The 25,182-nt window shown below is 67.1% G+C and carries 23 protein-coding genes; 8 read left to right on the forward strand and 15 right to left on the reverse strand.

What is annotated here, in order from left to right:
* Nucleotides 1-11: 11 nt before the first annotated feature.
* The 3 genes from rpsD to AC1DC5_RS08195 form a co-directional block, all read right to left on the reverse strand.
* Nucleotides 12-638: a 30S ribosomal protein S4 gene (gene rpsD, locus AC1DC5_RS08185; protein ID WP_224046625.1), complete on the reverse strand. Its 627-nt coding sequence runs from the start codon at nt 636-638 to the stop codon at nt 12-14.
* Nucleotides 639-922: 284 nt separating this feature from the next.
* Nucleotides 923-1,321, reverse strand: coding sequence for a cupin domain-containing protein (locus AC1DC5_RS08190; protein ID WP_476864787.1), 399 nt, complete (start codon nt 1,319-1,321; stop codon nt 923-925).
* Between the two features lie 236 nt (nt 1,322-1,557).
* A complete protein-coding gene (locus AC1DC5_RS08195; RefSeq protein ID WP_476864788.1) occupies nt 1,558-3,006 on the reverse strand; it encodes a replication-associated recombination protein A in 1,449 nt (482 codons plus the stop codon).
* A gap of 64 nt (nt 3,007-3,070) precedes the next feature.
* Between AC1DC5_RS08195 and AC1DC5_RS08200 the strand changes: the two genes are divergently transcribed.
* Nucleotides 3,071-3,718 (forward strand): acVLRF1 family peptidyl-tRNA hydrolase, encoded by a 648-nt coding sequence (locus AC1DC5_RS08200; protein WP_476864789.1) that lies wholly within the window; start codon nt 3,071-3,073, stop codon nt 3,716-3,718.
* A gap of 251 nt (nt 3,719-3,969) precedes the next feature.
* Nucleotides 3,970-4,497 (forward strand): hypothetical protein, encoded by a 528-nt coding sequence (locus tag AC1DC5_RS08205; protein ID WP_476864790.1) that lies wholly within the window; start codon nt 3,970-3,972, stop codon nt 4,495-4,497.
* 112 nt (nt 4,498-4,609) lie between these two features.
* Here the strand turns inward: AC1DC5_RS08205 and AC1DC5_RS08210 are convergent, their stop codons facing one another.
* The 3 genes from AC1DC5_RS08210 to AC1DC5_RS08220 all read right to left on the reverse strand — a co-directional run bounded on the left by AC1DC5_RS08210 (nt 4,610) and on the right by AC1DC5_RS08220 (nt 7,811).
* Nucleotides 4,610-6,253: an HNH endonuclease signature motif containing protein gene (locus AC1DC5_RS08210; RefSeq protein WP_476864791.1), complete on the reverse strand. Its 1,644-nt coding sequence runs from the start codon at nt 6,251-6,253 to the stop codon at nt 4,610-4,612.
* Nucleotides 6,254-6,559: 306 nt separating this feature from the next.
* Nucleotides 6,560-7,060, reverse strand: coding sequence for a GNAT family N-acetyltransferase (locus AC1DC5_RS08215; RefSeq protein ID WP_476864792.1), 501 nt, complete (start codon nt 7,058-7,060; stop codon nt 6,560-6,562).
* Nucleotides 7,061-7,067: 7 nt separating this feature from the next.
* On the reverse strand, nt 7,068-7,811 hold the full coding sequence (locus AC1DC5_RS08220; protein WP_476864793.1) for an ASCH domain-containing protein: 744 nt from the start codon (nt 7,809-7,811) through the stop codon (nt 7,068-7,070).
* A gap of 109 nt (nt 7,812-7,920) precedes the next feature.
* On the opposite strand from AC1DC5_RS08220, the gene AC1DC5_RS08225 reads away from it, so the two are divergent.
* Both AC1DC5_RS08225 and AC1DC5_RS08230 read left to right on the forward strand, forming a co-directional pair.
* Nucleotides 7,921-8,502: a P-loop NTPase family protein gene (locus AC1DC5_RS08225; protein WP_476864794.1), complete on the forward strand. Its 582-nt coding sequence runs from the start codon at nt 7,921-7,923 to the stop codon at nt 8,500-8,502.
* A gap of 25 nt (nt 8,503-8,527) precedes the next feature.
* The gene (locus AC1DC5_RS08230) at nt 8,528-9,184 is read left to right on the forward strand and encodes a class I SAM-dependent DNA methyltransferase (RefSeq protein WP_476864795.1); all 657 of its coding nucleotides are present in this window, start codon (nt 8,528-8,530) and stop codon (nt 9,182-9,184) included.
* Nucleotides 9,185-9,193: 9 nt separating this feature from the next.
* Here AC1DC5_RS08230 and AC1DC5_RS08235 read toward each other — a convergent pair whose 3' ends face one another.
* The 4 genes from AC1DC5_RS08235 to aspS all read right to left on the reverse strand — a co-directional run bounded on the left by AC1DC5_RS08235 (nt 9,194) and on the right by aspS (nt 12,758).
* Nucleotides 9,194-9,469 (reverse strand): helix-turn-helix domain-containing protein, encoded by a 276-nt coding sequence (locus AC1DC5_RS08235; protein ID WP_476864796.1) that lies wholly within the window; start codon nt 9,467-9,469, stop codon nt 9,194-9,196.
* A complete protein-coding gene (locus AC1DC5_RS08240) occupies nt 9,469-9,960 on the reverse strand; it encodes a DUF2975 domain-containing protein (RefSeq protein ID WP_476864797.1) in 492 nt (163 codons plus the stop codon). Before AC1DC5_RS08240 ends, AC1DC5_RS08235 begins: the two co-directional genes overlap by 1 nt.
* Nucleotides 9,961-10,070: 110 nt before the next feature.
* A complete protein-coding gene (locus AC1DC5_RS08245; protein WP_476864798.1) occupies nt 10,071-10,856 on the reverse strand; it encodes a GNAT family N-acetyltransferase in 786 nt (261 codons plus the stop codon).
* Between the two features lie 108 nt (nt 10,857-10,964).
* Nucleotides 10,965-12,758, reverse strand: coding sequence for an aspartate--tRNA ligase (aspS, locus tag AC1DC5_RS08250; RefSeq protein WP_441404220.1), 1,794 nt, complete (start codon nt 12,756-12,758; stop codon nt 10,965-10,967).
* Nucleotides 12,759-12,865: 107 nt separating this feature from the next.
* Here aspS and AC1DC5_RS08255 point away from each other — a divergent pair, with 107 nt between their 5' ends.
* Nucleotides 12,866-14,158 (forward strand): APC family permease, encoded by a 1,293-nt coding sequence (locus AC1DC5_RS08255; RefSeq protein ID WP_476864799.1) that lies wholly within the window; start codon nt 12,866-12,868, stop codon nt 14,156-14,158.
* Nucleotides 14,159-14,187: 29 nt separating this feature from the next.
* Here the strand turns inward: AC1DC5_RS08255 and hisS are convergent, their stop codons facing one another.
* On the reverse strand, nt 14,188-15,534 hold the full coding sequence (gene hisS, locus AC1DC5_RS08260; protein ID WP_476864800.1) for a histidine--tRNA ligase: 1,347 nt from the start codon (nt 15,532-15,534) through the stop codon (nt 14,188-14,190).
* A 259-nt stretch (nt 15,535-15,793) separates the two neighbouring features.
* Between hisS and AC1DC5_RS08265 the strand changes: the two genes are divergently transcribed.
* From AC1DC5_RS08265 to AC1DC5_RS08275, 3 genes are all read left to right on the forward strand, one after another.
* Complete coding sequence (locus tag AC1DC5_RS08265) at nt 15,794-16,615, forward strand: peptidylprolyl isomerase (RefSeq protein ID WP_476864801.1); 822 nt, start codon at nt 15,794-15,796, stop codon at nt 16,613-16,615.
* Nucleotides 16,616-16,676: 61 nt separating this feature from the next.
* Entirely contained in the window at nt 16,677-18,311 is a 1,635-nt protein-coding gene (locus AC1DC5_RS08270) for a DUF349 domain-containing protein (protein WP_476864802.1), read from the forward strand.
* 235 nt (nt 18,312-18,546) lie between these two features.
* Nucleotides 18,547-19,149 (forward strand): hypothetical protein, encoded by a 603-nt coding sequence (locus AC1DC5_RS08275; RefSeq protein ID WP_476864803.1) that lies wholly within the window; start codon nt 18,547-18,549, stop codon nt 19,147-19,149.
* Between the two features lie 30 nt (nt 19,150-19,179).
* Here the strand turns inward: AC1DC5_RS08275 and AC1DC5_RS08280 are convergent, their stop codons facing one another.
* The 4 genes from AC1DC5_RS08280 to yajC form a co-directional block, all read right to left on the reverse strand.
* Nucleotides 19,180-21,573, reverse strand: coding sequence for a RelA/SpoT family protein (locus AC1DC5_RS08280; protein ID WP_476864804.1), 2,394 nt, complete (start codon nt 21,571-21,573; stop codon nt 19,180-19,182).
* Nucleotides 21,574-21,747: 174 nt separating this feature from the next.
* On the reverse strand, nt 21,748-22,767 hold the full coding sequence (secF, locus tag AC1DC5_RS08285) for a protein translocase subunit SecF (protein WP_441404227.1): 1,020 nt from the start codon (nt 22,765-22,767) through the stop codon (nt 21,748-21,750).
* Entirely contained in the window at nt 22,768-24,534 is a 1,767-nt protein-coding gene (gene secD, locus AC1DC5_RS08290; protein WP_441404228.1) for a protein translocase subunit SecD, read from the reverse strand.
* A 107-nt stretch (nt 24,535-24,641) separates the two neighbouring features.
* Entirely contained in the window at nt 24,642-25,040 is a 399-nt protein-coding gene (yajC, locus tag AC1DC5_RS08295) for a preprotein translocase subunit YajC (protein WP_476864991.1), read from the reverse strand.
* Nucleotides 25,041-25,182 lie beyond the last annotated feature (142 nt).

Below are 25,182 nucleotides of genomic sequence, written 5' to 3' on the forward strand. Positions count from 1 at the left end.
TCGCGCTGGATCTAGCGTGCGTAGAATTCCACGACGAGCTGCTCTTCGCAGGTCACGGGGACCTCAGAGCGCTTGGGGCGACGGACCAGGCGTGCCTGCAGGGCGTCAAGCTTGACGTCCAGGTATGCCGGAACCATCGGCAGGACGTCGCGGTGAGCGCCGGCTGCTGCAACCTGGAACGGGGGCATGGTCTCGCTGCGGCTGTGAACGTGGACCAGCTGGCCCTCGGAGACGCGGAAAGACGGGCGGTCAACGCGGATGCCGTCAACCAGGATGTGGCGGTGGACTACCAGCTGGCGGGCCTGGGCGATGGTGCGGGCGAAGCCTGCACGCAGCACGAGGGCGTCGAGACGCATTTCGAGCAGTTCGATCAGGTTTTCACCGGTCAGGCCCTTGGTGCGGCGTGCTTCTTCGAAGGCACGGGTCATCTGGGCTTCGCGGATGCCGTACTGGGCGCGCAGACGCTGCTTTTCGCGCAGACGTACGGCGTAGTCGGAGTCCTGCTTCTTGCGGGCACGGCCATGCTCACCGGGGCCGTACGGGCGGCGCTCCATGTACTTGGCGGCCTTGGGGGTCAGAGCAATGCCGAGTGCGCGCGAGAGGCGTGCGGTACGGCGAGCACGAGTGTTGTTAGCCACTTGTGTCCTTCCAATATCTGCGGTGTGTCAGTGTTACTGGCCTCCACGATGGAGAGCATCGGCCAACCGCTGCCTTTTGCTACTGGGCACAGGGCAAACCCATCAGATGAACATCGCAACAGCGTGCAATGCTGGAATCAGGTGGATTGTGCGTCTGTGCCTTGCCAGACAACGAACAAGCCTACCATGCTGGAAGCCGCGGCCGGTCAGGGCGGCCGGTCAGGGCGGCCGGTCAGGGCGGCCGGTCAGGGCGGCCGGTCGGGCCGGCCGGTCAGGGCGGCCGGTCAGAACCTGGCGTGCACGCCCCGGCTGCTGCGCCGCCCGAAGGATGCGGCCCCCAGGAATTCCACGGCCACGAACGGCGCCGCCCCGACCACCCATTCATCGTGGCCGGGCGGAATCGCGTAGGTGTCGTTGGGACGGATCGTGGTGCGCATCCCCTCGGTGGATTCCACCTCCATTCCTCCCGAGATGCAGAATCCGAGATGGTGGTGCTGGCACACCTCGGTTTGCTCGAGGGGTCTGATCGACTCGGACCACCGCCAACCCGGTCCGAGGATGAGCCGGGCCACCGAGTAGTCGTTCACGGTGACGAGATCGAATTCGGCGTTCTCCGGGCACCGTTTCTTGTCCGGTACATCGAAGGACTTGACTGCCAGGGCTGTGACGAAATTCAAGGACATGAAGACACGACCTAGGAAACTTGGACGATGAAGCCCGGCCTTGAGCCAGGCAACTGACGGGCCGGCCTCTGGCCTGAGGTCCTGGAAGCGAAGAGCCGGCGATGTGTGCAGCCTGCCGCGTGTCCACGCACGGAGGCACGGGTGCAGGCACGCACGTTCAGCAGGTTTTTGCTGATCTAAATCCACGTTAGACCTCACCGTAGGGAAGTCAACGGTCAGTTTCCTGCGGCCCCCGGCTACTTGCCGCGGATGATCTTTCGCAGCCGCTCCAGCCGGGTGGAAATGTCCCTTTCGGCGCCGTTGGCGGTGGGCTCGTAGTAGTTGCGGCCCACCAGGTCGTCCGGCGGGTACTGCTGGGTGGCCACGGAGTGGGGTGCGTCGTGGGCATATTTGTAGCCCTGCCCGTGGCCCAGCTGCTTGGACCCCGGGTAGTGGGCGTCGCGCAGGTGGGCGGGGATGCCGTTGCCCAGGCCGGCGCGGACGTCGGCGATCGCCTGGTTGATGCCCAGGTACGCGGCGTTGGATTTGGGTGCGGTGGCGAGGTGGACCACGGCCTCGGCCAGGATGATGCGGCCCTCCGGCATACCAATGAGCTGCACGGCCTGGGCGGCGGCGACGGCGGTCTGCAGCGCCGTCGGGTCGGCCATGCCCACGTCCTCGGCCGCGGATATGACGATGCGCCGGGCGACAAACTTGGGGTCCTCCCCCGCCTCGAGCATCCGGGCGAGGTAGTGCAGGGCGGCGTCGACGTCGGAGCCCCTGATGGACTTGATGAAGGCGCTGGCGACGTCGTAGTGCTGGTCGCCCGCACGGTCGTAGCGCACCGAGGCAACGTCGAGGGCACGCTCGGTGTGCCTGAGTTCGATCTTCACCGTGGCGGACCCGGCCGCCCCGGCGACCCCTGCGATTCCATCAGCTCCGTCGACGTCGTCCGCGTCACCGAACGCGACGCCGGCGGCCGCCTCGAGCGCGGTCAGCGCCCGGCGGGCGTCGCCGCCGGAGAGCCGGACGAGATGCGCCAGGGCCTCGTCGCTGAGTTCCACCTTGCCGCCGAGCCCGCGGTCGTCCTTGGTGGCCCGCACCAGCAGGCCCTCGACGTCGGCGTCGGTGAGCGGCTTGAGCGTCAACAGCAGGGAGCGTGACAGCAGCGGGGAGACGACGGAGAAGGAAGGGTTTTCGGTGGTCGCGGCGACCAGGACCACCCAGCGGTTCTCGACGCCGGGCAGCAAGGCGTCCTGCTGGGCCTTGTTAAAGCGGTGGATCTCATCCAGGAACAGCACGGTGGTGGTTTTGAAGAGGTCCCGGGCCGTGAGCGCTTCGTCCATGACGCGGCGGACATCCTTGACGCCGGCGGTGATGGCGGAGAGCTCGACGAACTTCCGGCCGGGTCCTTTGGCAATGACGTGCGCGAGCGTGGTCTTGCCGGTACCGGGAGGCCCCCAGAGGATCAGTGAACTGGGGCCCGCCGGGCCGGTGGCGTCCGTGCCGGCGGCGAGTTGGCGCAGCGGAGAGCCCTGGCCGAGGAGGTGCTGCTGGCCCACGACGTCGTCGAGCGTCCGCGGCCGCATCCTGACGGCGAGGGGGCTGCGCGGGGAGACTCTGCGGCCGTCGCCGGATTCGTCGGCGTCGCCGTCATCCTCGATAGCGGCGCCGCTGTCCCGCCCTGCGCCAAAGAGATCATCCACATAGATAGGCTACTTCTAGTTCCCGCCCGCCCAGACACTCGCCTCACAACGGAGACCCCTTGCCATGACAACCCCCGAGTCCCGTGTGGCGTTCGTCTCCGGCGCCCGGCTGCCGGGGTGGGTGGAGCGCTTCGCCGCGAGCCACGGCACGCTGGCGGAACAGGAGCTCGACGGCGGGCTGCAGCTGAGTGCCGCAGACGGCGCCCTGGCCCTGCTGCAGGCGCCGTGGCCGGCGGACGGCCGCCCCGGGCGCGGCGAAGGCGCCGTCGCCCGCCTCGCTTCCCTGGCGTCCCAGCCGCGGGGCATCGGGGCCGTACTGGTCCGCCGCGGAGGTTACTCAGTGGCGGTGGTGAGCGGCGGCGTCGTGCTCGCCTCCAAGACCGGCACGCGGCATGTCCAGTCCCGGACGGCTGCCGGCGGCTGGTCGCAGCAGCGCTTTGCCCGGCGGCGGGCCAACCAGGCCGATGCGCTGGTGGAGGCGGTGGCGGAGCATGCCGCGCGGATTTTCGCGGAGCACCGGATCGAGTACCTGGCTCCGGGCGGCGACCGGACCCTTGCTGAGCAGGTCCTCGCCGAACCGGTGCTGAAGCAGTACGCCGCACGGCCGAGGCTGGCGTTCCTGGACGTGCCGGATCCGCGCGCGGCAGTTCTGAAGAAGGCAGCGGCGGACCTGTGCGCGGTGCGGATCCTGGTGACGGATCCGCCGACGTAGGAACGGCTGCGGGGGTAGGGATTGATCCCACGTTCCCGAATCCGGAAGCAAGCGGAACCCTTTCGATGTACCACGTATGGCGCATGGGCGCCGACGGCGTGGCGCATAGGCGCCGACTGCGGCGGCCTCGATGAATCCCGACAGCTGGATGCCCTCCCGATGGATGCCCTCCCGTGTTACGACCCGCCGGGGACAAGGGATCTGACGACTGACCGCCCGCCCTCACTGCCGGCGCATGGAAGGATTCACTTATGACTATCGAGAATGATGATGCCAACCTTCCGGCGTTAACGGATCCACAGGGCATAGACGCCTCGACCGAAATCCGCCGTGGCTGGGACCACGTCGGGGCCATAATTGTCGATGCGACCTTGCAGCGACGGCAGAACTATCACGAGACCGTCCTGCCTCGCGTTGTCGCCCTGATTGAGGCCTGGCCGGATGCGGCCACGACCAGCGGATTCCGCCGCCGCCTCGACACGGGGAAGCTCTCGGATGTCATCAACTGGCCGTCGCCTGGCCGCCTCGCCCAGGTCGAGGACATTACCCACGTGTTCGAGCGTCAGGGCATCGAAACGGTAATGGACCTCCGGGCCATGCTCGGTGAAGACGCCACGAGAGGCGCTCTCCGGGAGGAACTGGCGGCCGTGCGGCATGTCAGTCCGAAGACTCTTGATTACATTGAGACCCTGAGCCGAACCACGACGGGCGCGTCCGCCACGTCCGCTGGCGACGACGAGGAACAACGAACCGCTCCCCCGAGCGTCGACGCGGGCTGACTGGTCACGTAGTCGCCCCCAGCGCGCCAGATGTCATGCCTAGCGCCCTCCCGGGGCCAAGCCGGTGCGCGTCCTGTTCGAACGAACTCTGAATGGGCACGCAACGAGTGATTCAGGCGTTTTGGATCAGGAGGTATTCCGGATACGGGTCCCAGATGGGCTCTGGCCAGCCCAGGTCGTCTATCTCTGCGGCGGCCCATCGGTGCCCGGCCGTGAATAGGTGCCAGTCCGGTAAGGGATCCGGGGGCAACCCGGAATCGGAATCAGGTTCCCGGTCCTCGCGGGCGCACTGTGCCAGGAGCGTGTCGCTGTCGGTATCCATATCCGTCGCAGGAAACTGGTCCGGCCAGCAGGGTGGTTCCCAGTCCTGGTGTTCGCTGCGGTAGTGCCGACCCGATGGTGAAATCCAGCCCGGCGGGCTGTCCTTAGTGGCCCCGGCAGGTGTCCACGCAGAGCCGTGTTTGAGGCGATGGTGCTTGGGGCACGGCTGTCCCAGGTTGGCGATCCCGGTGGTGCCTCCGTCTGCCCAGGCCAGGAGATGGTCCGCCTCGTTGTCCAGGGAGGGGTTGCTGCAGCCCGGGAACGGGCATTTCCCGTCGCGGAGCCGGAGCCACTGACGCTGGGCCTTCGTCAGACGGTAGCTGGTCCGCCCGATTTCCAGCGGCGCACCGTCCCGGGGGTCGGTCAGGACCCGGTGGAAGGACTCGACCCCGTCGGCGATCAGGCGGCGGGCCATGGACGGCGGGATCGGCCCGTACCCGTCCAGCATCGCCGGCTCATCGCTGGCGCCGAGCAGGGACATCACCGGGACGGTGACCAGGACCTGCGCCCGCGGCGACGGAACACCGCCGGCCGCGGAGGTACTGCTCTCTGCGGAACCGTTGCCGGTGAGGAGCAAGGTCGCGGCGATGTCGGCGCGGAGTTGGGTCAGGGTACGGTCCTCGTCCGGGCCCTGCAGGGCGCGGGCCGCGGCGGTGGTCCCCTCCCATATTCCCGCCGCGGTGTCTGCCGGAAGATAGGCGTTGATCCAGGCCATGCCGTCGCGGTCCGGGACGAACTCGACCCGCCGGTCCGCCGCACACCTGGTGTGGCGCTTTTCGATGCTGACTGGGTGGTGGCGTTCCCGCCACGTGCGCGCCTTGGCCCGGAACCGTCCCGGCACCAGCTCCCCCGCCGGGCACCCCCGCGCGGGGTTGGGTGCGCCGGGGTCCAGGAAGTGCGCCTCGAGCGCGGCCGCCCCGGCCGGGTCCAGGCTGCTGGTTTCGTCGACCATGATCCGGGCGTGCTGCCAGGAGATCGTCCCGGCCTGCAAAGCCTCAAGCGTGAGCGGCAGCGCTGTCGTAAGCGCTTGCGAGTCGAACAGGAGGGCGGAGGCCGACCGTTCGCTCACGGTCAGCACACACGCGACCTCGGCCACCAAAGCCATCTCCCAGGCGGTCGCCTCCTGCGGGGACGCCGCGGGCGGCGCCAATACCGTGGCTGCCCGCAAGTACTCCGCGGCCAGCCGCGCCTTCAAAGCCGCCGAACGAGCATCCCACCGAGCCAACTCGGCCAGCCCATCCAAACAAGCATCCGCCAGATCCCGCAACGGATCGTCCCACAACGGATCGGCACCGGACCTAACATGATCAGCGCCGGAGCCGGACGGACCAGTCTGATCAGCGCCGGCCGCGGTGACGGGATTTAGCGCCGCAGTCAACGCCGCGACAGCCGCGAGGGCCTCCCTGCCTTCCGCACTCCAGTCCGTGCTTTCCATACCCCCAAACTAGTGGCCACCTCTGACAGTTTTCACGAAACCAGCGGCGCGGCAGCGAAACACGCCACCGGCCGACTCCCGAAGGGTGGGAACCGGCCCTGGGAAGCCTGAGATCCTGAATCTCATTGGCCTACCAGCCGGCGACGACGCTTGCTACGGGCCACACACTTCGCCTCGCCAGCGTTCAAATTCTTCCCAGAGTGGCTCGAGTCGGTTCAGACTCACCCGTCGAGCTTGCCGGGAATTCTTTCCAGGTCCGCATCGGCGAAACCGCGACTGGGGCGGCTGCTGGAGGCAATCGCAGACTCAGGTGCGAGACTCGCCGGTCCTGATCCAGTAGCGCAGCACAGCGCCGTTCCGGGCGTCATCCTCGAGGATGCCGCCATGGCGTTCTATGGTTCTCGCTGAGGCGGCGTTTTCAGTTTCGCAGACCGCCAGCAAGCGCTCCATGCCGAGTGCCCGTGCCTCGCAGAGCATGCGGCCGAGGGCCCAGGTTGCCAGTCCGCGCCGACGGACCGACGGCCGAATTCCGTAGCCGATATGTCCGGCCCGCGGCACAGAATCGTGCCCCTCGTGGCGCAGCGCGATCCCGCCGAGCACCTGATCGTTCTCAACAATCCAGCGGTACGTACAGCGCTCCGACTCCCCTGCCAGCCGCTCCACCCAGGCTGCGAACCCTGCGGGCGAGTCGACGTCGTCCGTCGGCAACAGCCCGAAACCGTCCTCATGGGCGCCGGGCCCCCACTCCGCACGGGCCAAAAGCCAGGCCGCGTGCAGCCGTCCGGTAGGTTCGATCAGCTCGGGCATGCCGCAACTATATCGATCCGGAATCGGCGGGACGTGACCGTTGCGAATCCTGAAGGTGGAATCGGACAACACTGATGAGTGCGTCGTCGGCCAGGCCGGGGTAATGGTGCCGCAGCCCCGTCCGCAGAGCTTCCAGCGAAGATGCTCCTTCCAGGTCCGCGTGTTCCGGCGTCAATGCGTCCAAGCGGAGATCTTCGACGTCGTCAATCACCCCATGGAGACGGCGGTATCCATCGTCATCTTCGAAGACGAAGAGCGCGGGTCCGGTTTCGACCGGATCCCGGTATCTGGTGGTAGCAGTCTTCTGACCGGACCGGACTCGGTCAAAGTAGGCGCTGTTGAACCGGACAATTCGTTCGACCGCGGCCCCCGGGTAGCGATAAGCGAAAGGCAACAGCTCATGGACGGGTCTGCAGTCCGGCCCTTCCGCCGTGGGCACGATGACGAAGCAGTCCGGGTGCAGATCCAGGAGGGTCTGGCGGCAACGTCCGCAGGGGGCAATGACGCCTCTGCTGTCGTTGCCTACTGCGACCATTGTTGTCAGCGGCCCGGCACCGGCCGTCGCAGCTGCCCCGAGAACCACAAGTTCGGCGCACGGTCCCCCAGTGAAGTGGTAGACGTTCGTGCCGGTGAAGATCCGCCCTTCCGTGTCCATGGCGGCTGCGGCGACTGTGTGGTTGGGCGAATCACCGATCCGGCCCGCTAACTCGCTCGCCGCGTCGAGGACACTCTGTTCGTTGGCATACAACATCGGATCATCCTCGCATGCGCCCCGGCATGCGTCGTGGAACGCCAACCAGGTCCGCACCCCAAGACGCACGTGGCGGTGCTTTCCGCACCCGTCGGCCTAAGCTCTACCCATGCATTCTCATAGCGACCCGCTGCCCTTAGCCCCGAAGCGCATGCTGGTGGCAGGGGTTTCGGGTGTCGGCAAGACAACGCTCGCCCGGCGAATCGCCGCCATCACGGGAGGCCCGCACACAGAGATCGACGCGCTCTTCCACGGACCGGCGTGGACTCCACGACCCGAGTTTCTCGCCGATGTTCGGTCGCTGATCAGGACCGGCTCGTGGATCACCGAGTGGCAGTACGACGCCGCGCGGCCGCTGCTCGCCGAGAGCGCAGAGGTGCTGGTCTGGCTCGACCTGCCCTTTGTGCGCGTCACGCTTCCCCGCCTCGTCCGGCGCACCGTCCAGCGCCGCTGGAGCCGGGAGGAATTGTGGAACGGCAACCGGGAAGCGCCGCTGTGGACGGTCGTCACCGATCCTGAACACATTGTGCGCTGGGCCATCAGGTCCCGGCGGAACTACCACGAGGCCGTGCCCGCCCTCCTCCAGAAGCACCCGCACCTCACCGTTGTCCGGTTGCGTTCGCAGCAGGAAGCCGAGGATTGGCTGGCCGGGCCGCTGACCGCCGCGGTCACCGCGTCCGCACGGGGCTGACAAAGGTGCCCGGTAGCCTGTCCAGATGATTGCTGATGATCACCTCGACAGTGTCCGGTCAACGTACGACGCCGTTGCGGAAAGTTACGCCCGCCTGCTGCCGGATGCCAGCTTCGAAGCACCGGCGGACCACGGCATGATCAGCGCGTTCGTCGCCCACGTGACCGAGGGGAACGCCCAATCAGTGGTCGATGCCGGGTGCGGGACGGGCCGCATGACCCGGTTGCTGGCGGCACTGGGTCTGGACGTGTCAGGGATTGATGTGTCCCCCGGGATGATCTCCGTGGCCCGCAGAAACTATCCTGAGCTCAGCTTTGCAGCCGCCAGGCTGTCCGAGCTTCCCTTCGCGGACAGCCAGCTGGGCGGGGTCTTCGCCTGGTATTCGATCATCCACTCGCCGCCCGAGGAACTCCCCCGGGTGTTCGCCGAATTCTTCCGCGTCCTGGCGCCCGGGGGCCATGCACTGCTCAGCTTCCAGGTCGGCGAGGGCCACCGGCATGTCTCACGCGCCTACGGGCACGACGTGTCGCTGGAGTCCCAGCTGTTCACACCGGAGACCATCGCCGAACTCCTGGCGGACGCCGGCTTCAGCGTGACCGCCCGGATGACGCGCCGGGCGCGTGCTCAGGAAAACACGCCCCAGGCTGTTCTCCTCGCACACCGGCCGGCCGCGGGCACTTAGCCCTGCCGGTCACGGCTCGGCCCCTCCAGGCAGGAGTGAGCGTTCACGGCCGTCGCCGGCTGACGTCACGGCCGTCGAAACCTCGGGTTCCCAGCGCAGCAGTTCTCCAGGCTGGCAGTCGAGTACTGCGCACAGCGCTTCGAGCGTCGTGAAGCGAATAGCCTTGGCGCGGCCGTTCTTGAGCACGGCCAGGTTCGTGGGCGTGATGCCGACGCGGTCCGCAAGCGCTCCGACGGACATCTTGCGCTTGGCAAGCAGTAAGTCGATGTCGACGACGATCGGCATCAAATCACCTCGTCCAGTTCAGTCCGCAAGAATGCCGCTTCAGCCTCACGGGCGACCGCCTGGGTCAGCAGGATCCGCAGCACCCGCACGATCAGTGCCGTCCCGGCGATCATCAGGGACGCCCCGCAGATCAAGAGGACGACGCCGGGAGCGGCTTCGCCCGGCGCCAGGATGACGGCGATGCCGAACATCAGCAGCGCTGCGGCCACGATGGCTCCGAAGATGACGTCCACGAACCGGAAAGCCGCGTGGGAGAACACAGTTCCTCGGCGCACCATCGTGAGCAGACGCCACACACACCCCAGGGTGACCTGAATGCTCACGATGCCCAGGACCACAATCACCAGGAGAGCGATGCGCGGCCCGGTGGGAGCACCGGCCTCCTCCAAATCGATGGACAGTAGCGGGACCATCCACACCTGCACGAACAGAGAGCCGGCGAGTCCCATCGCGAGGACCGTGCGGAGGGCGAGGACTGTTATCTTTCCCATGGGGCTCCCTTGTCGATGAACAATGAAATTCTATCGATAATCGATAGGCCGAGTAAAGCAGCTCACGGTCAGGATGCTGGCGGCAGCCGGTGGGCATATCGGATGGGAAGTCAGCAGCCGGTCTGGTGGCGCTTGGGCCGTTCCTGCCGGTAGAGGTACCGGCCCGCCGCGCGGAACCCGGCGCGGGCGTAGAGTTCGCGGGCTCCCGCATTGGAGGCCATCACCAGCAGCCAGTAACTGCCGAGGCCCCGGGCGTCACCTTCGCGCCGCAGCGCCTGCAGGATGCGGGAGCCATAGCCGTGCCGCCGGGCGTCCGGGCGCGTCGCCATGCAGTACAGCCCGCCCGCGCCGCCGGAAGCCCCGGATGGAACGGCAAGGCGTCCGACGGCGGCGGGCCGGCCGCCGTCGTCCCGCACGAGGGCGTACAGCGAGGGGCAGCGTTCAAGGATCCCGCGGGCGACGGCGAGGGCAGTCTCGTCGCCGCGTCCGTCCACGCTCCACCACAGCCGCAGCCACTCCGCGGATGGTTCCGTGGAAATCTCTACGCCGGGATCGGCCGGGGCATCTGTCCCGCCGTCGCGGACCAACACCAGGGTCTCGGACTGCCGGGTAAACCCCTCAGCGTCCAGGACGGCGTTGAGCGGTGCGTAACGCGGATTATCGAAGACCTGAAAGATCAACGGCAGCCGGCGGTTCCGGTACCAGAGGCGTGCCTCCCGGAGCGTGGCGAGCTGCCCGTGGATGTCGCCACCGGGTTCGCGGGGCCAGACGGAGTTGGCCCGCTGGGTCACGCCGGAGGCAGCCCGGAGCACCCAGCCGCCGGACTCCTCCCGCTCCGCGGCAGGCCACGCGGCGTCCATCAGCCCTTCAATCCCGGGCATCGGTTCCGGTGCCATGCAACCCCCTCCGTCCTCACCGTCTTCCAATACTTTGGAGACAGCAGTTTCTGCCACAGCAAAGGCCCCCCGGTTTCCCGGAGAGCCTTTGCTGATCATCGATTCAGGCTACTTGGCGTCGTCCGCCGGCGGCGCAGCCTTCTTGGCTTCCGGCTTGAAGTCCACGCCGGCTTCCTTGCGCTGCTGCGCCGTGATCGGTGCCGGGGCCTGGGTCAGCGGGTCGAACCCGCCGCCGGACTTCGGGAACGCGATGACGTCGCGGATGGACTCGACGCCCGCCAGCAGCGCAACCACGCGGTCCCAGCCGAACGCGATGCCGCCGTGGGGCGGTGCGCCGAACTTGAAGCCTTCAAGCAGGAAGCCGAACTTGGTCTGGGCGTCCGCCTTGTCCAGGCCCATGAGTTCGAAGACCCGTTCCTGCACGTCGCGCTCGTGGATACGGATCGAGCCGCCGCCGATCTCGTTGCCGTTGCAGACGATGTCGTAGGCGTAAGACAGGGCCGACTCGGGATCCTGGTCGAAGCTGTCCATGAACTCGGGCTTGGGCGAGGTGAACGCGTGGTGCACGGCGGTCCACTTGCCTGCGCCGACGGCGACGTCACCGGAGGCCACTGCGGCTGCGGCGGGTTCGAACATCGGTGCGTCCACCACCCAGCAGAAGGCCCAGTCGGCGGGGTTGATCAGGCCGGTGCGGTGGCCGATTTCCACGCGGGCAGCACCAAGGAGGGCGCGGGACGGGGTCTTCTCGCCGGCGGCGAAGAAGATGCAGTCGCCGGGCTTGGCGCCGACGGCGTCGGCGAGGCCTGCACGCTCGGTGTCGGTGAGGTTCTTGGCGACGGGGCCGGCGAGCTCGCCGTCTTCCTTGTACAGGACGTACGCCAGGCCCTTGGCGCCGCGCTGCTTGGCCCATTCCTGCCACGCGTCGAGGGCGCGGCGGGCCTGGGAGGCGCCGCCCGGCATAACGACGGCGCCGACGTAAGGCGCCTTGAAGACGCCAAAGTTGGTGTCCTTGAAGAACTCGGTCAGCTCGGTGAGCTCCTGGCCGAAACGCAGGTCCGGCTTGTCCGAACCGTAGCGGGCCATGGCGTCGTGGTAGGTGATGCGCTGGATCGGCGTCGGGATTTCGACGTCGATCAGCTTCCACAGCGCCTTGACGATGTTTTCGCCGAGACTGATGATGTCGTCCTGCTCGACGAAGCTGGCTTCGATGTCGAGCTGGGTGAATTCCGGCTGGCGGTCCGCGCGGAAGTCCTCGTCGCGGTAGCAGCGGGCGATCTGGTAGTACTTCTCGAAGCCGCCCACCTGCAGGAGCTGCTTGAACAGCTGCGGGGACTGCGGCAGCGCGTACCAGGAACCCGGCGCCAGGCGTGCGGGAACCACGAAGTCGCGGGCGCCTTCTGGCGTCGACCGGGTCAGCGTCGGGGTTTCGATCTCGACGTAGCCGTCCTGGTGGAGCAGCTCGCGGGCCACGCGGTTGGCCTCGGAGCGCAGGCGCAGGTTGCGGGCGGGGCCGGGGCGGCGCAGGTCCAGGTAGCGGTGCTTGAGGCGGGCTTCCTCGCCGACCTCGACGTGCTCATCAATCTGGAACGGCAGCGCATCGGACGTGTTGAGGATGGTGACCTTTTCGGCCATGACCTCGATCTCGCCGGTGGCCAGCGCAGGGTTCTCGTTGCCCTCGGGGCGCCGGGAAACGGTGCCCACGATCTGCAGCACGAACTCGTTGCGCAGGCCGTGGAAGACCTCTTCTTCACGGACGACCACCTGGGACACGCCCGAAGCGTCGCGCAGGTCAACGAAGGCGACACCACCGTGGTCACGACGCCGGCCGACCCAGCCGGCGAGGGTTACGGTTTGTCCAATGTGCTCGGAACGAAGGGATCCGAGGTCATGTGTGCGCAGCACAGCACGCCTTTCTGAAGAAGACAGAGGGAAATCAAAACTCATGTTCAATAGGATCGCTACAGGAACGATCCCGTACGAGTTTACCCGTTGGAAGGGCCCCTCCCGCCATGGCAAGCCGCCACCAGAGCCAGCCGCCCCCGGACCAGCACCGCCAGCAGCGGCTGCAGCGCCGGCTGGGCGTTCTGGATTCGACCGCGATCGGGCTCGGCTCCATGCTGGGCGCCGGCGTCTTTGTGGTCTTCGCACCGGCGGCTGCACTGGCCGGTCCCCTGCTGGCCGTTGCCGTGGCGGTCGCCGGTGTGATCGCGTACTGCAACGCGGTGGCCTCCGCCCAGCTGGCGGCCAGATACCCGTCCAGCGGCGGCACGTACGTCTACGGGCGGATCCGGCTGGGCGAGTGGCCCGGCTTTATCGCGGGCTGGGGTTTCGTGACGGGCAAGACGGCTTCCTGCGCGGCCATGGCCCTGACGTTCGGCCACTATGTGGCGCCGGAATTCGCGACGCCGCTGGCGGTGGCCGCCGTCGTGGTCCTGACAGGAGTGAACCTGCTGGGGATCACCAGGACGGCGCTGCTGACCCGGATCCTGCTCGGCGTGGTGCTCGCGACCCTGGCCTTCGTGGCGGCCGCCATGATTCTTGGTCCGCATGCCGCCTCCGACGGCGGCCCCGGCACGGCCGCCGGGGCGGGCGGCTGGGGTGTGCTCCCCGCCGCGGGGCTGATGTTTTTTGCCTTCGCCGGCTATGCCCGGATCGCGACGCTCGGCGAAGAGGTCAAGGATCCCGCCCGCACCATTCCGCGGGCCATCTTCGCGGCGCTGGGCGGGGCCTTTGTGATCTACCTGGGGCTGGCGCTCCTGCTGCAGTGGCACCTGTCCGCCGAGCAGCTTGCCGGCTCGACGGCGCCGCTGCTCGACGCCGTGACCAGCTCGCAGCTGAGCGCCGGCGCCCCGTTCGTCCAGGCGGGTGCGGCGGCCGCGTGCCTTGGCGCGCTGCTGGCACTCATCACGGGGGTGGGCCGGACCGCCATGGCGATGGCGCGGGAGCGGGACCTGCCGTCCCCGCTCGCCCGGTTGGGCGGCGCGCACACCGTTCCTGTCCTCGCCGAACTGACCGTCGCGGCCGCCGTCACAGTGCTGCTGCTGACCACCAGCGTGCTGACCGTCGTGGGCTTTTCCAGCTTCGGTGTGCTGGTCTACTACTCGGTGACGAACGCCGCAGCCTTCACCCTGCCAGCGCGCCCATGGCATGCGCCGCGCTGGCTTAACGTCCTGGGGTTCCTCGGCTGCCTGCTCCTGGCCGTGACACTGCCGCCCGCCTCGGTGCTGGGCATGGCGGCAGTGCTGGCCGTGGGCATGGCCGGCCGCTTCGTGGTGCTGCGGCGCCGGAACGCCGCCACTTAGGCGGCGTTCAGGTGCTGCATTCGGGCCGCTTAGGCCTTCAGCACGCGGACGTGCAGGTCGTCCGCGGCCGGAGCCCAGGTAGCTGGATCGGCGTCGAGCTGTTCTCCGGTGCGGATGTCCTTGACCTGGTGCTTGCCGTCATCGTCGGTGAACCAGACGAAGGGGATGCCGCGGCGGTCGGCGAATTTGATCTGCTTGCCGAACTTTTCGGCCTTAGCCGCGACCTCGGTGGCGATCCCCCGGCCGCGGAGTTCCGCGGCGACGTCCTGCGACGCGCCCCAGCTGTCATCGCTGTTCAGTGCCACCAGCACGGCCGTCGGCACGGATCGTGTTGCCTTGGCGAGGTCCTGGCTGAGGATCCGGGAAACCAGCCGGGTCACGCCAATGGAGAGGCCGACGCCGGGGAACTTGCGGTTGCCCTTGCTGGCGAGGGCGTCGTAGCGTCCGCCGGAGCAGATCGAGCCGAGCTGCTCATGGCCCACCAGGACGGTTTCCACCACGGTGCCGGTGTAGTAGTCCAGGCCGCGGGCGATGCTGAGGTCCGCGACCACCTTGCCGGGCGCCCGTTGGACGGCAGCGGCGATGACCTGCTCCAGCTCGGCCAGGCCCTCTTCCAGCAGTACGTTGCTGACCCCCAGCGCGCGGACCTGCGCCACGAAGGACGTGTCCTCGGTGCGGATCGAGGCCAGGTTGAGGGCGGACTGGGCCTGCTCGTCGGTGGCGCCGAGCTCGGATTTGAGCAGTTCCGCCACCTTGGCCGGGCCGATCTTCTCCAGCTTGTCGATGCTGCGCAGCACCCCGGCGGTATCGGTGAGTCCGATGCCGTTGTAGAAGCCCTCCGCCAGTTTGCGGTTGTTGATCCGGAGCAGGAAGTCCGGGATCGGCAGGGCGCTCAGGGCCTCGGCAATGACCAGGGCAATCTCGACGTCGTAGCGGAACGGGAGTTCGCCGTCGCCCACAATGTCGATGTCCGCCTGGGTGAACTCGCGGGCACGGCCTTCCTGCGGACGTTCGCCGCGCCAGACCTTCTGGATCTGGTAGCGGCGGAACGGGAACGCGAGGTAGCCGGCGTTTTCGACGACGTACCGGGCGAACGGCACGGTGAGGTCGAAGTGCAGGGCCAGGGCGTGCGGATCGCCTTTGTGTGACTTGGCTTCCTCGCTCTCCTCGTCCTGCAGCCGGCTCAGCCCGTAGACCTCTTTGTCGATCTCGCCCTTGCGCAGCAGCTGCCCGACGGTTTCCACGGCACGGGTCTCGATCGAGGAAAAGCCATGGAGTTCGAAGACCCGGCGCAGCGTGTCCAGCACATGCAGCTCCACCAGCCGTTCCTCGGGAAGCCACTCGGGGAATCCGGACAGGGAGGCGGTGCGTGCCATGGTGGATTTTCTCCTCTGGTAAAACCGGCAGGAGCCTGCTGCGCCGCGTTGCGGCCGAAACGGGCCGTCCGAAACGGGGGGTCAGATGGGCAGCAGAGCGGCCGGTCATGCATAAACTGTGTGCGGCAGTCAGTTTATGCGTTCCGCGCCCCCAACTTCTAATGGGGCCCGCACGTCCGGACTGCCGGCAGCATTACCGCTGAACGCACGACGGCGCCCCCGGCGCCGCCCGGTTTCGGCCAGACAAGCAGGAGGACTTTTGGCGGCCAATTCACGGAGCGCCCGCGAAGCCAAGCGGCGCGTCCAGCAAATGGAGGCAAAGCGCGAGCTGCGCAAGGAGCAGGACAAGCGCCGGAAGCGCGACAACGTCCTCGCTATTGGCGCCGGCACCGCCGCAGTGGTGGTTGCCCTGGTGCTCCAGCTGACGGTCTTCTCGTCCAATCCGACCGAAGACGAATATGCCGCGGCACAGGCCGGGCTGACCAGCCCCTCCGCGACTCCTCCCGTTCCGCCGTCGCCCTCTGCCTCCCCCACCGCCAACGCCGAGAACATCCCGAAGCCCGAGACCGCGGCCGGCAAGACTTTCACCGGCGAACTCAAGCTCAACAGCGGCACGCTCGGCGTCGAACTCGACGGCACGGCGGCGCCCCAGGCGGCCGCCGTCTTCAAGTCCCTCGCGGACCAGAACTTCTACGCCGGGCTCAACTGCCACCGGCTCACCACGGCCGAGACCTTCGGCGTGCTGCAGTGCGGCTCCAAGTCCGGCGACGGCAGCAGCGACCCGAGCTTCACCTGGGGTCCGCTGGAAAACACCCCGCAGGACAACAACTACCCCGCCGGTACCATCGCTGTCGCCAGGAGCGGCGGAAACGCGTACGGCAACGGCACGCAGTTCTTCATCGTGTACAAGGACACCGTCATTCCGGCCGACGCCGCCGGCGGCTACACCGTGGTGGGCAAGGTGACCTCAGGCCTGGACGTGGTGACCAACATCGCGGCCGCCGGACTAAAACCGGGTGATAACGCCACAGACGGCGCACCTGCGGAACCAGTCACGATAGACTCGTTCTCTCTGAAGTAACCAGCCGTTGCCCTTGTGGCCACGGCCCCGGTATTTCCCTCCAAGCGAAAGACTTCTAGCGGTGACAGACAGTCAGAAATCCGACGAAACAGTGTCAGCAGCAGCTGCCAACGAGACCGAAGCTGAGGCCAACGTGCTGGCTCAGGCGACCGACACTCCCGAAAACATGGTGCCGGAACCGGCAACTGAGCCGGTAACGGAGACGGCGACGGAGGCCCCCGCGGCCGACGCCGGGACCTCCACCGCGGCTCCCGAGGCAACTGAGGCAACCGCTGACGAGACACCCGCGGAAGAAGCAGCACCTTCGGCCCCCGCGGCCCCGGTCCCTGCCCCGGCTCCCGCCCGTCCGGCGCCGTCACCGGCAGCATTCGCGGCCCGTCCGAAGGCCAAGCCCTCACCGGCCGCCCCCGCCGCCGCGCCGGCAGCAGTGTCCTCCGCCGCGTCGCTGGCCGAAGCGGCCCGCTGGGGCCGCGTTGAAGGTGACGGCCACGTTTTCCTGACCGTCGACGGTGAGGAGCATCCCGTAGGCCAGTACCCGGGCGTCAGCGATGACGAAGCCCTGGGCTACTTCGCCCGGAAGTACGACGACATCGTCGCGCAGATTGTCCTGCTGGAACAGCGCGTCAGCTCCAAGGCGCCCACCACGGACATGCAGAAGACCGTGACCCACCTGCGCGAGCAGCTGGCCGAGCGCAACATGGTGGGCGATCTTCGCTCCGCCGAGGCGCGCCTGGACACCCTCTCCCAGCAGATCACGACGCTCGAAAAGGCCGAGAAAGCCGAACACGACGCCGTCCGGGCCGCCGAGCTGAAGGCCCGCGAGGCCATCGTCGCCGAAGCTGAAGAGATCGCCGGCCACGACCCGGCCCAGATCCAGTGGAAAACCTCCAGCGCCCGGATGAACGAACTGTTCGAGAGCTGGAAGACCGCGCAGAAGAGCGGCGTCCGTCTTGGCCGCAGCAACGAGGACGCCCTCTGGAAGCGCTTCCGTGCCGCACGCACCGTCTTTGACCGGCACCGCCGCGCGTACTTCTCCCAGCTGGACAGCAACAACTCGGCAGCCAAGGCCGCCAAGGAAAAGCTGATCACCGAGGCGGAAGCACTCTCGACGTCCACCGACTGGGGCTTTGCCGCGGGCGAATACCGCCGCCTGATGGACCAGTGGAAGGCCTCACCGCGCGCCAGCCGCAAGGATGACGACGCGCTCTGGGCCCGTTTCCGTGCCGCGCAGGACGTCTTCTTCACCCACCGGCAGGCTGCCAACGACGAGATCGACCAGGAATACGGCGCGAACCTGGTGGTCAAGGAAGCCCTGCTGGCGGAAGCCAACGAGCTGCTCCCCATCACGGACCTCGCGGCCGCCAAGAAGGCCCTCCAGTCCATCCGTGACCGCTGGGAAGAAGCCGGCAAGGTTCCGCGCGCCGACATGGGACGCGTTGAAGCCGGACTCCGCAAGGTCGAAGACGCCGTACGCCACGCCGAGGACGAGAACTGGAAGCGGTCCAATCCTGAGACGAAGGCGCGCACCAACAGCGCCCTGACGCAGCTGGAATCCGCCATCTCCGGGCTCCGGGATGACCTCGCCAAGGCAGAGAAAGCCGGCGACGAGCGCAAGATCAAGGCCGCCAAGGAAGCCCTCGAGGCCCGTGAGGCCTGGCTGGAACAGCTTGAGAAGTCAGCGAGCGAGCTCTCCTAGACGGTAGGCACCAGCCACTGAAGCTGGCTGTTTGATACAGGCCCCGCACCGGTTATCCACATGACCGGGACGGGGCCTGTTCGCTTTATCCAGGACCGGACAGGATGGCTGGATGGTCAATGTTTCCGGCCCTCCAGCAACCGCTCCGCCCCCGCCTCATTTGGCACAGTCTGACTTGGTGTTGTCCCGCGTGGCACCGTCTCACGCGGCGCCGTCGAACGTGGCACCGTCTCACGTGGCGCCGCCCCCATTCGCACCGTCTCACTCGGCACCGCTTGAGCTCTACTCCCCCGGAGCGCTTTTCACCTGGCCCGAGCTGCAGGCCATGGCGTCCGACGGCGTGCTGACACAGCTCTACCAGCGCGGCTATCTGCCCCCGGGCAGCCGGGCCACTCCGCAGCTCCGGGCCCGCGCCGCGGCCGTCCTCATCCGTCCGGCAATCCGGCAGCGGGTCGTCGCAGGAAGGATGACTGCGGCCTGGATCTATGGCTGCGCCGCTGAACCGGACCGGCTCGCCCTGCTCGTAGACGCCAACCGGCGGATTTCCAGCCTCAGGTCCATGCGGGGCTGCACATTCCATGAAGTGCGCCTCGGAGCGTTCGACGTCGTGAGCCTGGGCGGGCTGATGGTCTCCAGCCCGCTGCGGACCTCAGTGGACATCGCCCTGCACGTGGACGCCGAGCGTGCCATACCGGCACTGCGCGCGCTCCTGGCCCAGCCCGAACTGGGTGTGCGGTTGCGGCTGCTCAGGCTCGCTGTGGAGGCCACCCCTAGGGTGCCGCACAAGAACGCCGCTCTGGCGAAGCTCGAGCACCTCCGGGCCGGCCCGGCGCCTTAGCCGGCGGCGGATCCGAAGGCCGGCAGCGTATTAGCTGCGCCGCCGGTTGCCGGTAGTGCGGTACACGTCGAAGACGCCGTCGATGCGGCGGACGGCGCTCAGCACATGGCTCAGGTACTTGGGGTCGCCCATCTCGAACGCGAACTTGGAGATCGCCACCCGGTCCGTGGACGTGTGCACGCTGGCCGCCAGAATGTTGACGTGGTTCTCGGACAGGATCCGCGTGACATCCGAAAGCAAGGATTTGCGGTCGAGCGCTTCGACCTGGATTTCGACCAGGAAGACACTCGACTGCGTGGGTGCCCAATCGACCTCGACGATCCGGTCGGGCTGCTCCAGCAGTCCGCTGACGTTGGTGCAGTCCGTCCGGTGCACGGAGACGCCGGAGCCGCGGGTTACGAAGCCCAGGATCGGGTCAGGAGGTACCGGCGTGCAGCAGCGCGCGAGTTTCACCCAGACGTCGTCCACACCGCGCACCACGACTCCGGAATCGGAATACCGGGCCTTGGTGACCTGGGTCGGGATGGATACCTCGGTGAGGTCGTCCTCGGGGGTGTCGTTGCCGCCGAGGCTCTCCACCAGGCGTTCCATGACGGACTGCGCAGAGGTGTGCCCGTCACCCACACCGGCGTAGAGGCCGGAGATGTCGACGTACTTGAAATCCTCGGCCACCGCGGCGAGGGCGTCATGCGTCATCAGGCGCTGCAGCGGGAGGTTCTGCTTGCGCATCGCCTTGGTCAGCAGTTCCTTGCCGCGGTCGATCGACTCCTCGCGGCGTTCCTTGCTGAACCACTGCCTGATCTTGTTGCGGGCGCGGGCGCTCTTGACGAAGTGCTGCCAGTCCTGGCTGGGCCCGGCCCCTTCGGCCTTGGAGGTGAAGATCTCCACCCAGTCGCCGTGGTTGAGTTCGCTGTTGAGCGGGACCAGTTTTCCATTGACGCGGGCACCGATGGTCCGGTGGCCCACCTCGGTGTGGACGGCATAGGCGAAGTCCACGGGCGTGGAGCCGGCGGGCAGGGCCATGACCTCGCCCTTGGGCGTGAAGACGAACACTTCACGGGCGTTGATTTCAAAGCGCAGGGAGTCGAGGAACTCCCCCGGGTCCGAGGTCTCCTGCTGCCAGTCAACGAGGGACCGGAGCCAGCCCATGTCGCCGTCGCGCGGGCTGCCCGGTCCGGCGGCCGTGCGGTTCGGCTGGTCTTTATACTTCCAGTGCGCGGCGACGCCGTATTCGGCGCGGCGGTGCATTTCATGGGTGCGGATCTGGATCTCCACGGGCTTGCCGCCCGGGCCGATCACCGTCGTATGCAGAGACTGGTACATGTTGAACTTAGGCATCGCGATGTAGTCCTTGAACCGCCCCGGCAGGGGGTTCCAGCGCGAATGCATGGCGCCCAGTGCCGCGTAACAGTCCCGGACGGAATCCACCAGGACCCGGACGCCCATCAGGTCGTTGATGTCGTCGAAGTCCTTATCCCGGACGATCATCTTCTGGTAGATCGAGTAGTAGTGCTTGGGCCGGCCCGTGATGGTGGCCTTGATCTTGGCCTCGCGCAGATCCTCGGTGATCTGGTTGCGGATCACCGAGAGATTCTTTTCGCGTTCGGGGGTCCGGTCCCCCACCATGCGCACGATTTCCTCGTAAACCTTCGGGTACAGGGCCGCGAAGGAGAGGTCTTCCAGCTCCCACTTGATCGTGTTCATGCCGAGCCGGTGCGCCAGCGGGGCGAAGATTTCCAAGGTTTCCCGCGCCTTGCGCGCCGACGACTCTGCCGAGACGAAACGCCAGGTCCTGGCGTTGTGCAACCGGTCGGCCAACTTGATCATCAGGACCCGGATGTCCTTGGCCATGGCCACGACCATCTTTCGGACGGTCTCAGACTGGGCTGCCTCGCCGAAGCTGACCTTGTCCAGCTTGGTCACACCGTCCACCAGCATGGCGACTTCCGGCCCGAACTCGCCTCTCAGGTCGTCCAGGGTGTAGGAGGTGTCCTCAACGGTGTCGTGCAGGAGCGCCGCTGCCAGTGTGGTCCCACTGAGCCCGAGCTCGGCCAGGATGGTGGCCACCGCCACCGGGTGCGTGATGTAAGGGTCACCGCTCTTGCGCTTCTGCCCGCGGTGGCAGCGCTCCGCCACGATGAAGGCACGCTGGATGAGGTCGAAATCCTCTTTCGGGTTGTTGGCCCGGACCGTGCGCAGCAGCGGCTCAAGGATGGGGGAATAGGCAGGGGCGCCGCGCCCGGTCAGGCGGGCAAGCCGGGAACGGGTGCGTTCACGACGGCCGGGGAACGTGGGGCGTGCGCCCGAGCTGTCCACGGGCACCGGCGGATCTGCGCGTCCGGGAGCCACCACGCCAGTCTGCGAACCCTGGCCTGAGGCCTTAGCCACCGGCGCTGATGGCACCGGCGTCGAACGTTCTTCCAATGGAGCACCTCTCCGAACCCGTTAATTCTTCCAGTCTATTCCCGCAGCAGGATACTTCGATAACCGGCGTCCATACGGCGACGGGCCGGAGAGCGTCACGAATGACGTTCTCCGGCCCGTCGGACCGCGGGACAGTTCCCGGCGGCGGTGACCGGTCCGGCAGGACCGCTGCGGCTATGCCGTGGCGGGCTCCGCCGGGGACTCAGCCTTGGCGGCCTGGGCACGGCGGTGAGCCACACGCTCGGCCTGCTTGACCAGTTCCGGTTCGCCCTGGCGCAGCCAGGCGTAGAGCGGCGCAGCGATGAAGATCGTGGCCGCAGTGCCGATCAGGATGCCGACGAACAGGGCCAGCGACAGGTCCCGCAGCGTTCCGGCGCCCAACAGACCCGCGCCGATGAACAGGATCGCACCGACGGGCAGGATGGCCACCATCATGGTGTTGATGGAGCGGACCAGGGTCTGGTTGACGGCAAGGTTGACTTCCTCGCCGAAGGTCCGCCGCGTGGAAGCCTGCAGGTCCGCTGTATTCTCGCGGATCTTGTCGAAGACCACCACTGTGTCATAGAGCGAGTAGCTCAACACGGTCAGGAAGCCGATGATCGCCGACGGCGTGACTTCGAAATCGCTCAGGGCATAGACGCCGGCGGTGATGAACATGGTCACCAGCATGCCGACGATCGCCGAAAGCGACATCTTCCAGGTCCGGAAGTACAGCGCCATCAGCACCGCGGCGAGTCCGACGAAGATTCCCAGGCCCAGCAGGGCCTGCTTGGTGACGTCGGCGCCCCACGTGGGGCCGATGAAGGTGGACGTCACCTCGTTGTCCGTCACTCCGTAGGCCTCGGTGAGGCCCGCCTTGATCTGGAGCGTCTCGTCGTCGGTCAGCTTGTCCGTCTGGATCCGCATCGTGTTGCCTGCGACGTTGGCCACCCGCGGGACACTGCCGGAAACAACATCCTTGACCGCCTGCTCGCCGACGTTGGCGTCGGTGGTCTTCACGTTGGAGACGGTGAATTCCGAGCCGCCCCGGAACTCGATGCCGAGGTTGAAGCCGCCCTTGACGACAGGCAGGAGGATCGAGAGCGCCACCAGGACGGCCGCGATCAGGAACCAGATTTTCTTGGATCCGACGAAGTCATACGAGCGCTTGCCCGTGTAGAGCTCGTTACCGAAATTGGCGAAGCTGGTGGCCATTTAGTTGCCCTCCTTGGTCGAGCTCTTGGAGGAACCAGCAAGCTGTTCCTGCCGTTCGGCGAGGCGTCGTTCTGCAATGGTCATCCGGCGTTCGGCTTCAGCCGCGGCGCCGGTATTCTTGGCGCGGAGCGCGGCAACCTGGGCCGGCTTGTCCGCAGGGGTGCGGAACCGGCCCGCGCCCCGGTACAAGGGGACGGCGCCGAGGCTCTTCGGGTCCAGCCCGGAGAGCCGGTGGCCTTCACCGAAGAACTTGGTGCGGGCCAGCAGCTGCAGGGTCGGGTGGGTGAACATAAAGACGACGAGCAGGTCGGCCAGCGCGGTCAGGCCGAGGGTGAACGCGAAGCCGCGGACGTTGCCCACCGCCACGAAGTACAGGACGACGGCGGCCAGCAAGTTGACGGCCTTGGACGCCAGGACCGTGCGCTTGGCACGCTTCCAGCCGTTCTCGACTGCCGAGACAAGGCCGCGGCCTTCACGGAGCTCATCGCGGATTCGTTCGAAGTAGACGATGAACGAGTCCGCGGTCTGGCCGATGGCCACGATGATGCCCGCGACGCCCGCGAGGGACAGCCGGTAATTCTCGGTCCAGCCCAGGATGTCGATGGCCAGGAACGTCAGGGCGCCCGCGACCACGAGGGACGCGACGGTGACGAGGCCCAGTGCCCGGTACTGGAACAGGGAGTACACCACCACCAGCAGCAGGCCGATCAGGCCGGCGAGCAGGCCCATGCGGAGCTGCTCACCGCCGAGGGTCGCGGAGATCTGCTGTTCGCTCTGGATCTCGAAGCTGATCGGCAGGGCGCCGAAGCGGAGCTGGTCGGAGAGGGCCTTCGCGGACTGCTCGGTGAACCCGCCGGTGATCTGTGGGCGGCCATCAGTGATGACTGCCTGGGAGCGAGGGGCGGAGATGACCTGGTCGTCCAGGACGATCGCGAACTGGGACTTCGGATCCGAGCCGCTCTCACCGCCGGCTTCGACATAGAACTTGTTCAGCCGCTCGGTGACCGTCTTGAACTTGGCAGTGCCTTCGTCATTGAACTGGATGTTCACAGCCCACTCGTTGGTCACGGCGCCCTGGGCACCGCGCTGCAGCTGGAAGGTGGAACCGGAGATGCTCGATCCCTTGACCTCAACCGGGCCGAGGATGTACTTGATTGCGGGACGGCCCTCGGATGCGGGTTCGCAGGTGACCAGCGGCTTGGCCGGGTCGGAGCGTTCCTGCTTGTCCTGCGACGGGTTGTCGCAGTCGAGCGCCTCAAACTGCTTGTAGAGCTCGGGGGTAATCCAGTTCACGTCGCTGCCGTTGGCGGGCTCCGCGGTGGGCTTGGGCAGCTGGTCCTCCGGAGTCTGCGCCTCCGCGGGGACTGCCGCGCCGGGACCGGCCTGCAGCACAGGCCGGAAGTTCATGTCGGCGGATGCCTGGATCAGCGCACGGGTTTCCTTCGACGGGGTGCCGGGAAGGCTGACCACGACGTTGCGTCCGGACTGCGTACTGATTTCGGCTTCGGCGACGCCGGAGCCATCCACGCGCTGGCGGATGATCGCCACGGCCTGGTTGAGCTGCTCTTCGGTGATGTCCGAACCGCCCTCAACCTTGGGCGCCAGGATCATCTGGGTGCCGCCTTCAAGGTCCAGGGCAAGCTTGGGAGCCCAGCTCGCCTGGCCGGCCATGGTGCCGCCTGCCAGGACAGCGGTCAGGACGGCAAGGATAACGCCGAGCCAGACCAGCACCCTGAGGGCTGTGTTTTTGGGGCCAGTTCGTGCCATTGTCGATCTTTCTATTATTTACGGACGAACCGCCGGTGCGGACCAAGGGAGGCCGCTCCGGCGGTTGCCCGCAACCGTTGCTTCGCGGGATAGCTCAAGCAGGCAGACTAGCTGTCTTTCTTGCCTTCGTCGTTGAGGCGGCGCAGGGTTTCTTCCGGCGTCTCGTCGCGCGGGGCATCGTTGACCGTTGCGGTGCTGTCGGTGGTCAGGGAAGAGGCGTCGTCGGGGACAACCGTGGGCTCCTCAGCCGGGACAACCGGCTCGACGATCTTGGTGACGGCCTGGCGGTGCACGGTGGCCGTGTTGCCCGGGGAGAGTTCCAGCAGGACCTTGTTCTCTGCATCGTCGATCTCGACGATCCGGCCGTACAGGCCAAAGCTGGTCATGACCTCGACACCCGGAGCAAACTTCGACTGGAGCTGCGACTGCTGCTGCTGGGTCTTCTTGTTGCGGCGGAACATCATGAAGACGAAGACGCCGAGCATGGCGAACAGCAGGATGGTCATGATGTCGATACCGCCGCCGGCCTGCGGCTGGGTCTGGGCAGAAATAAGTCCGAACACAGGAATAGTTCCGTTCTGTACTTGCGTAGCTGGTTTTACAGCAACGTCCGCTTCGCTTCGGGCTGGCCGGCAGCGAAACATGCCA

The organism is Arthrobacter sp. 10L424 (assembly GCF_056395325.1).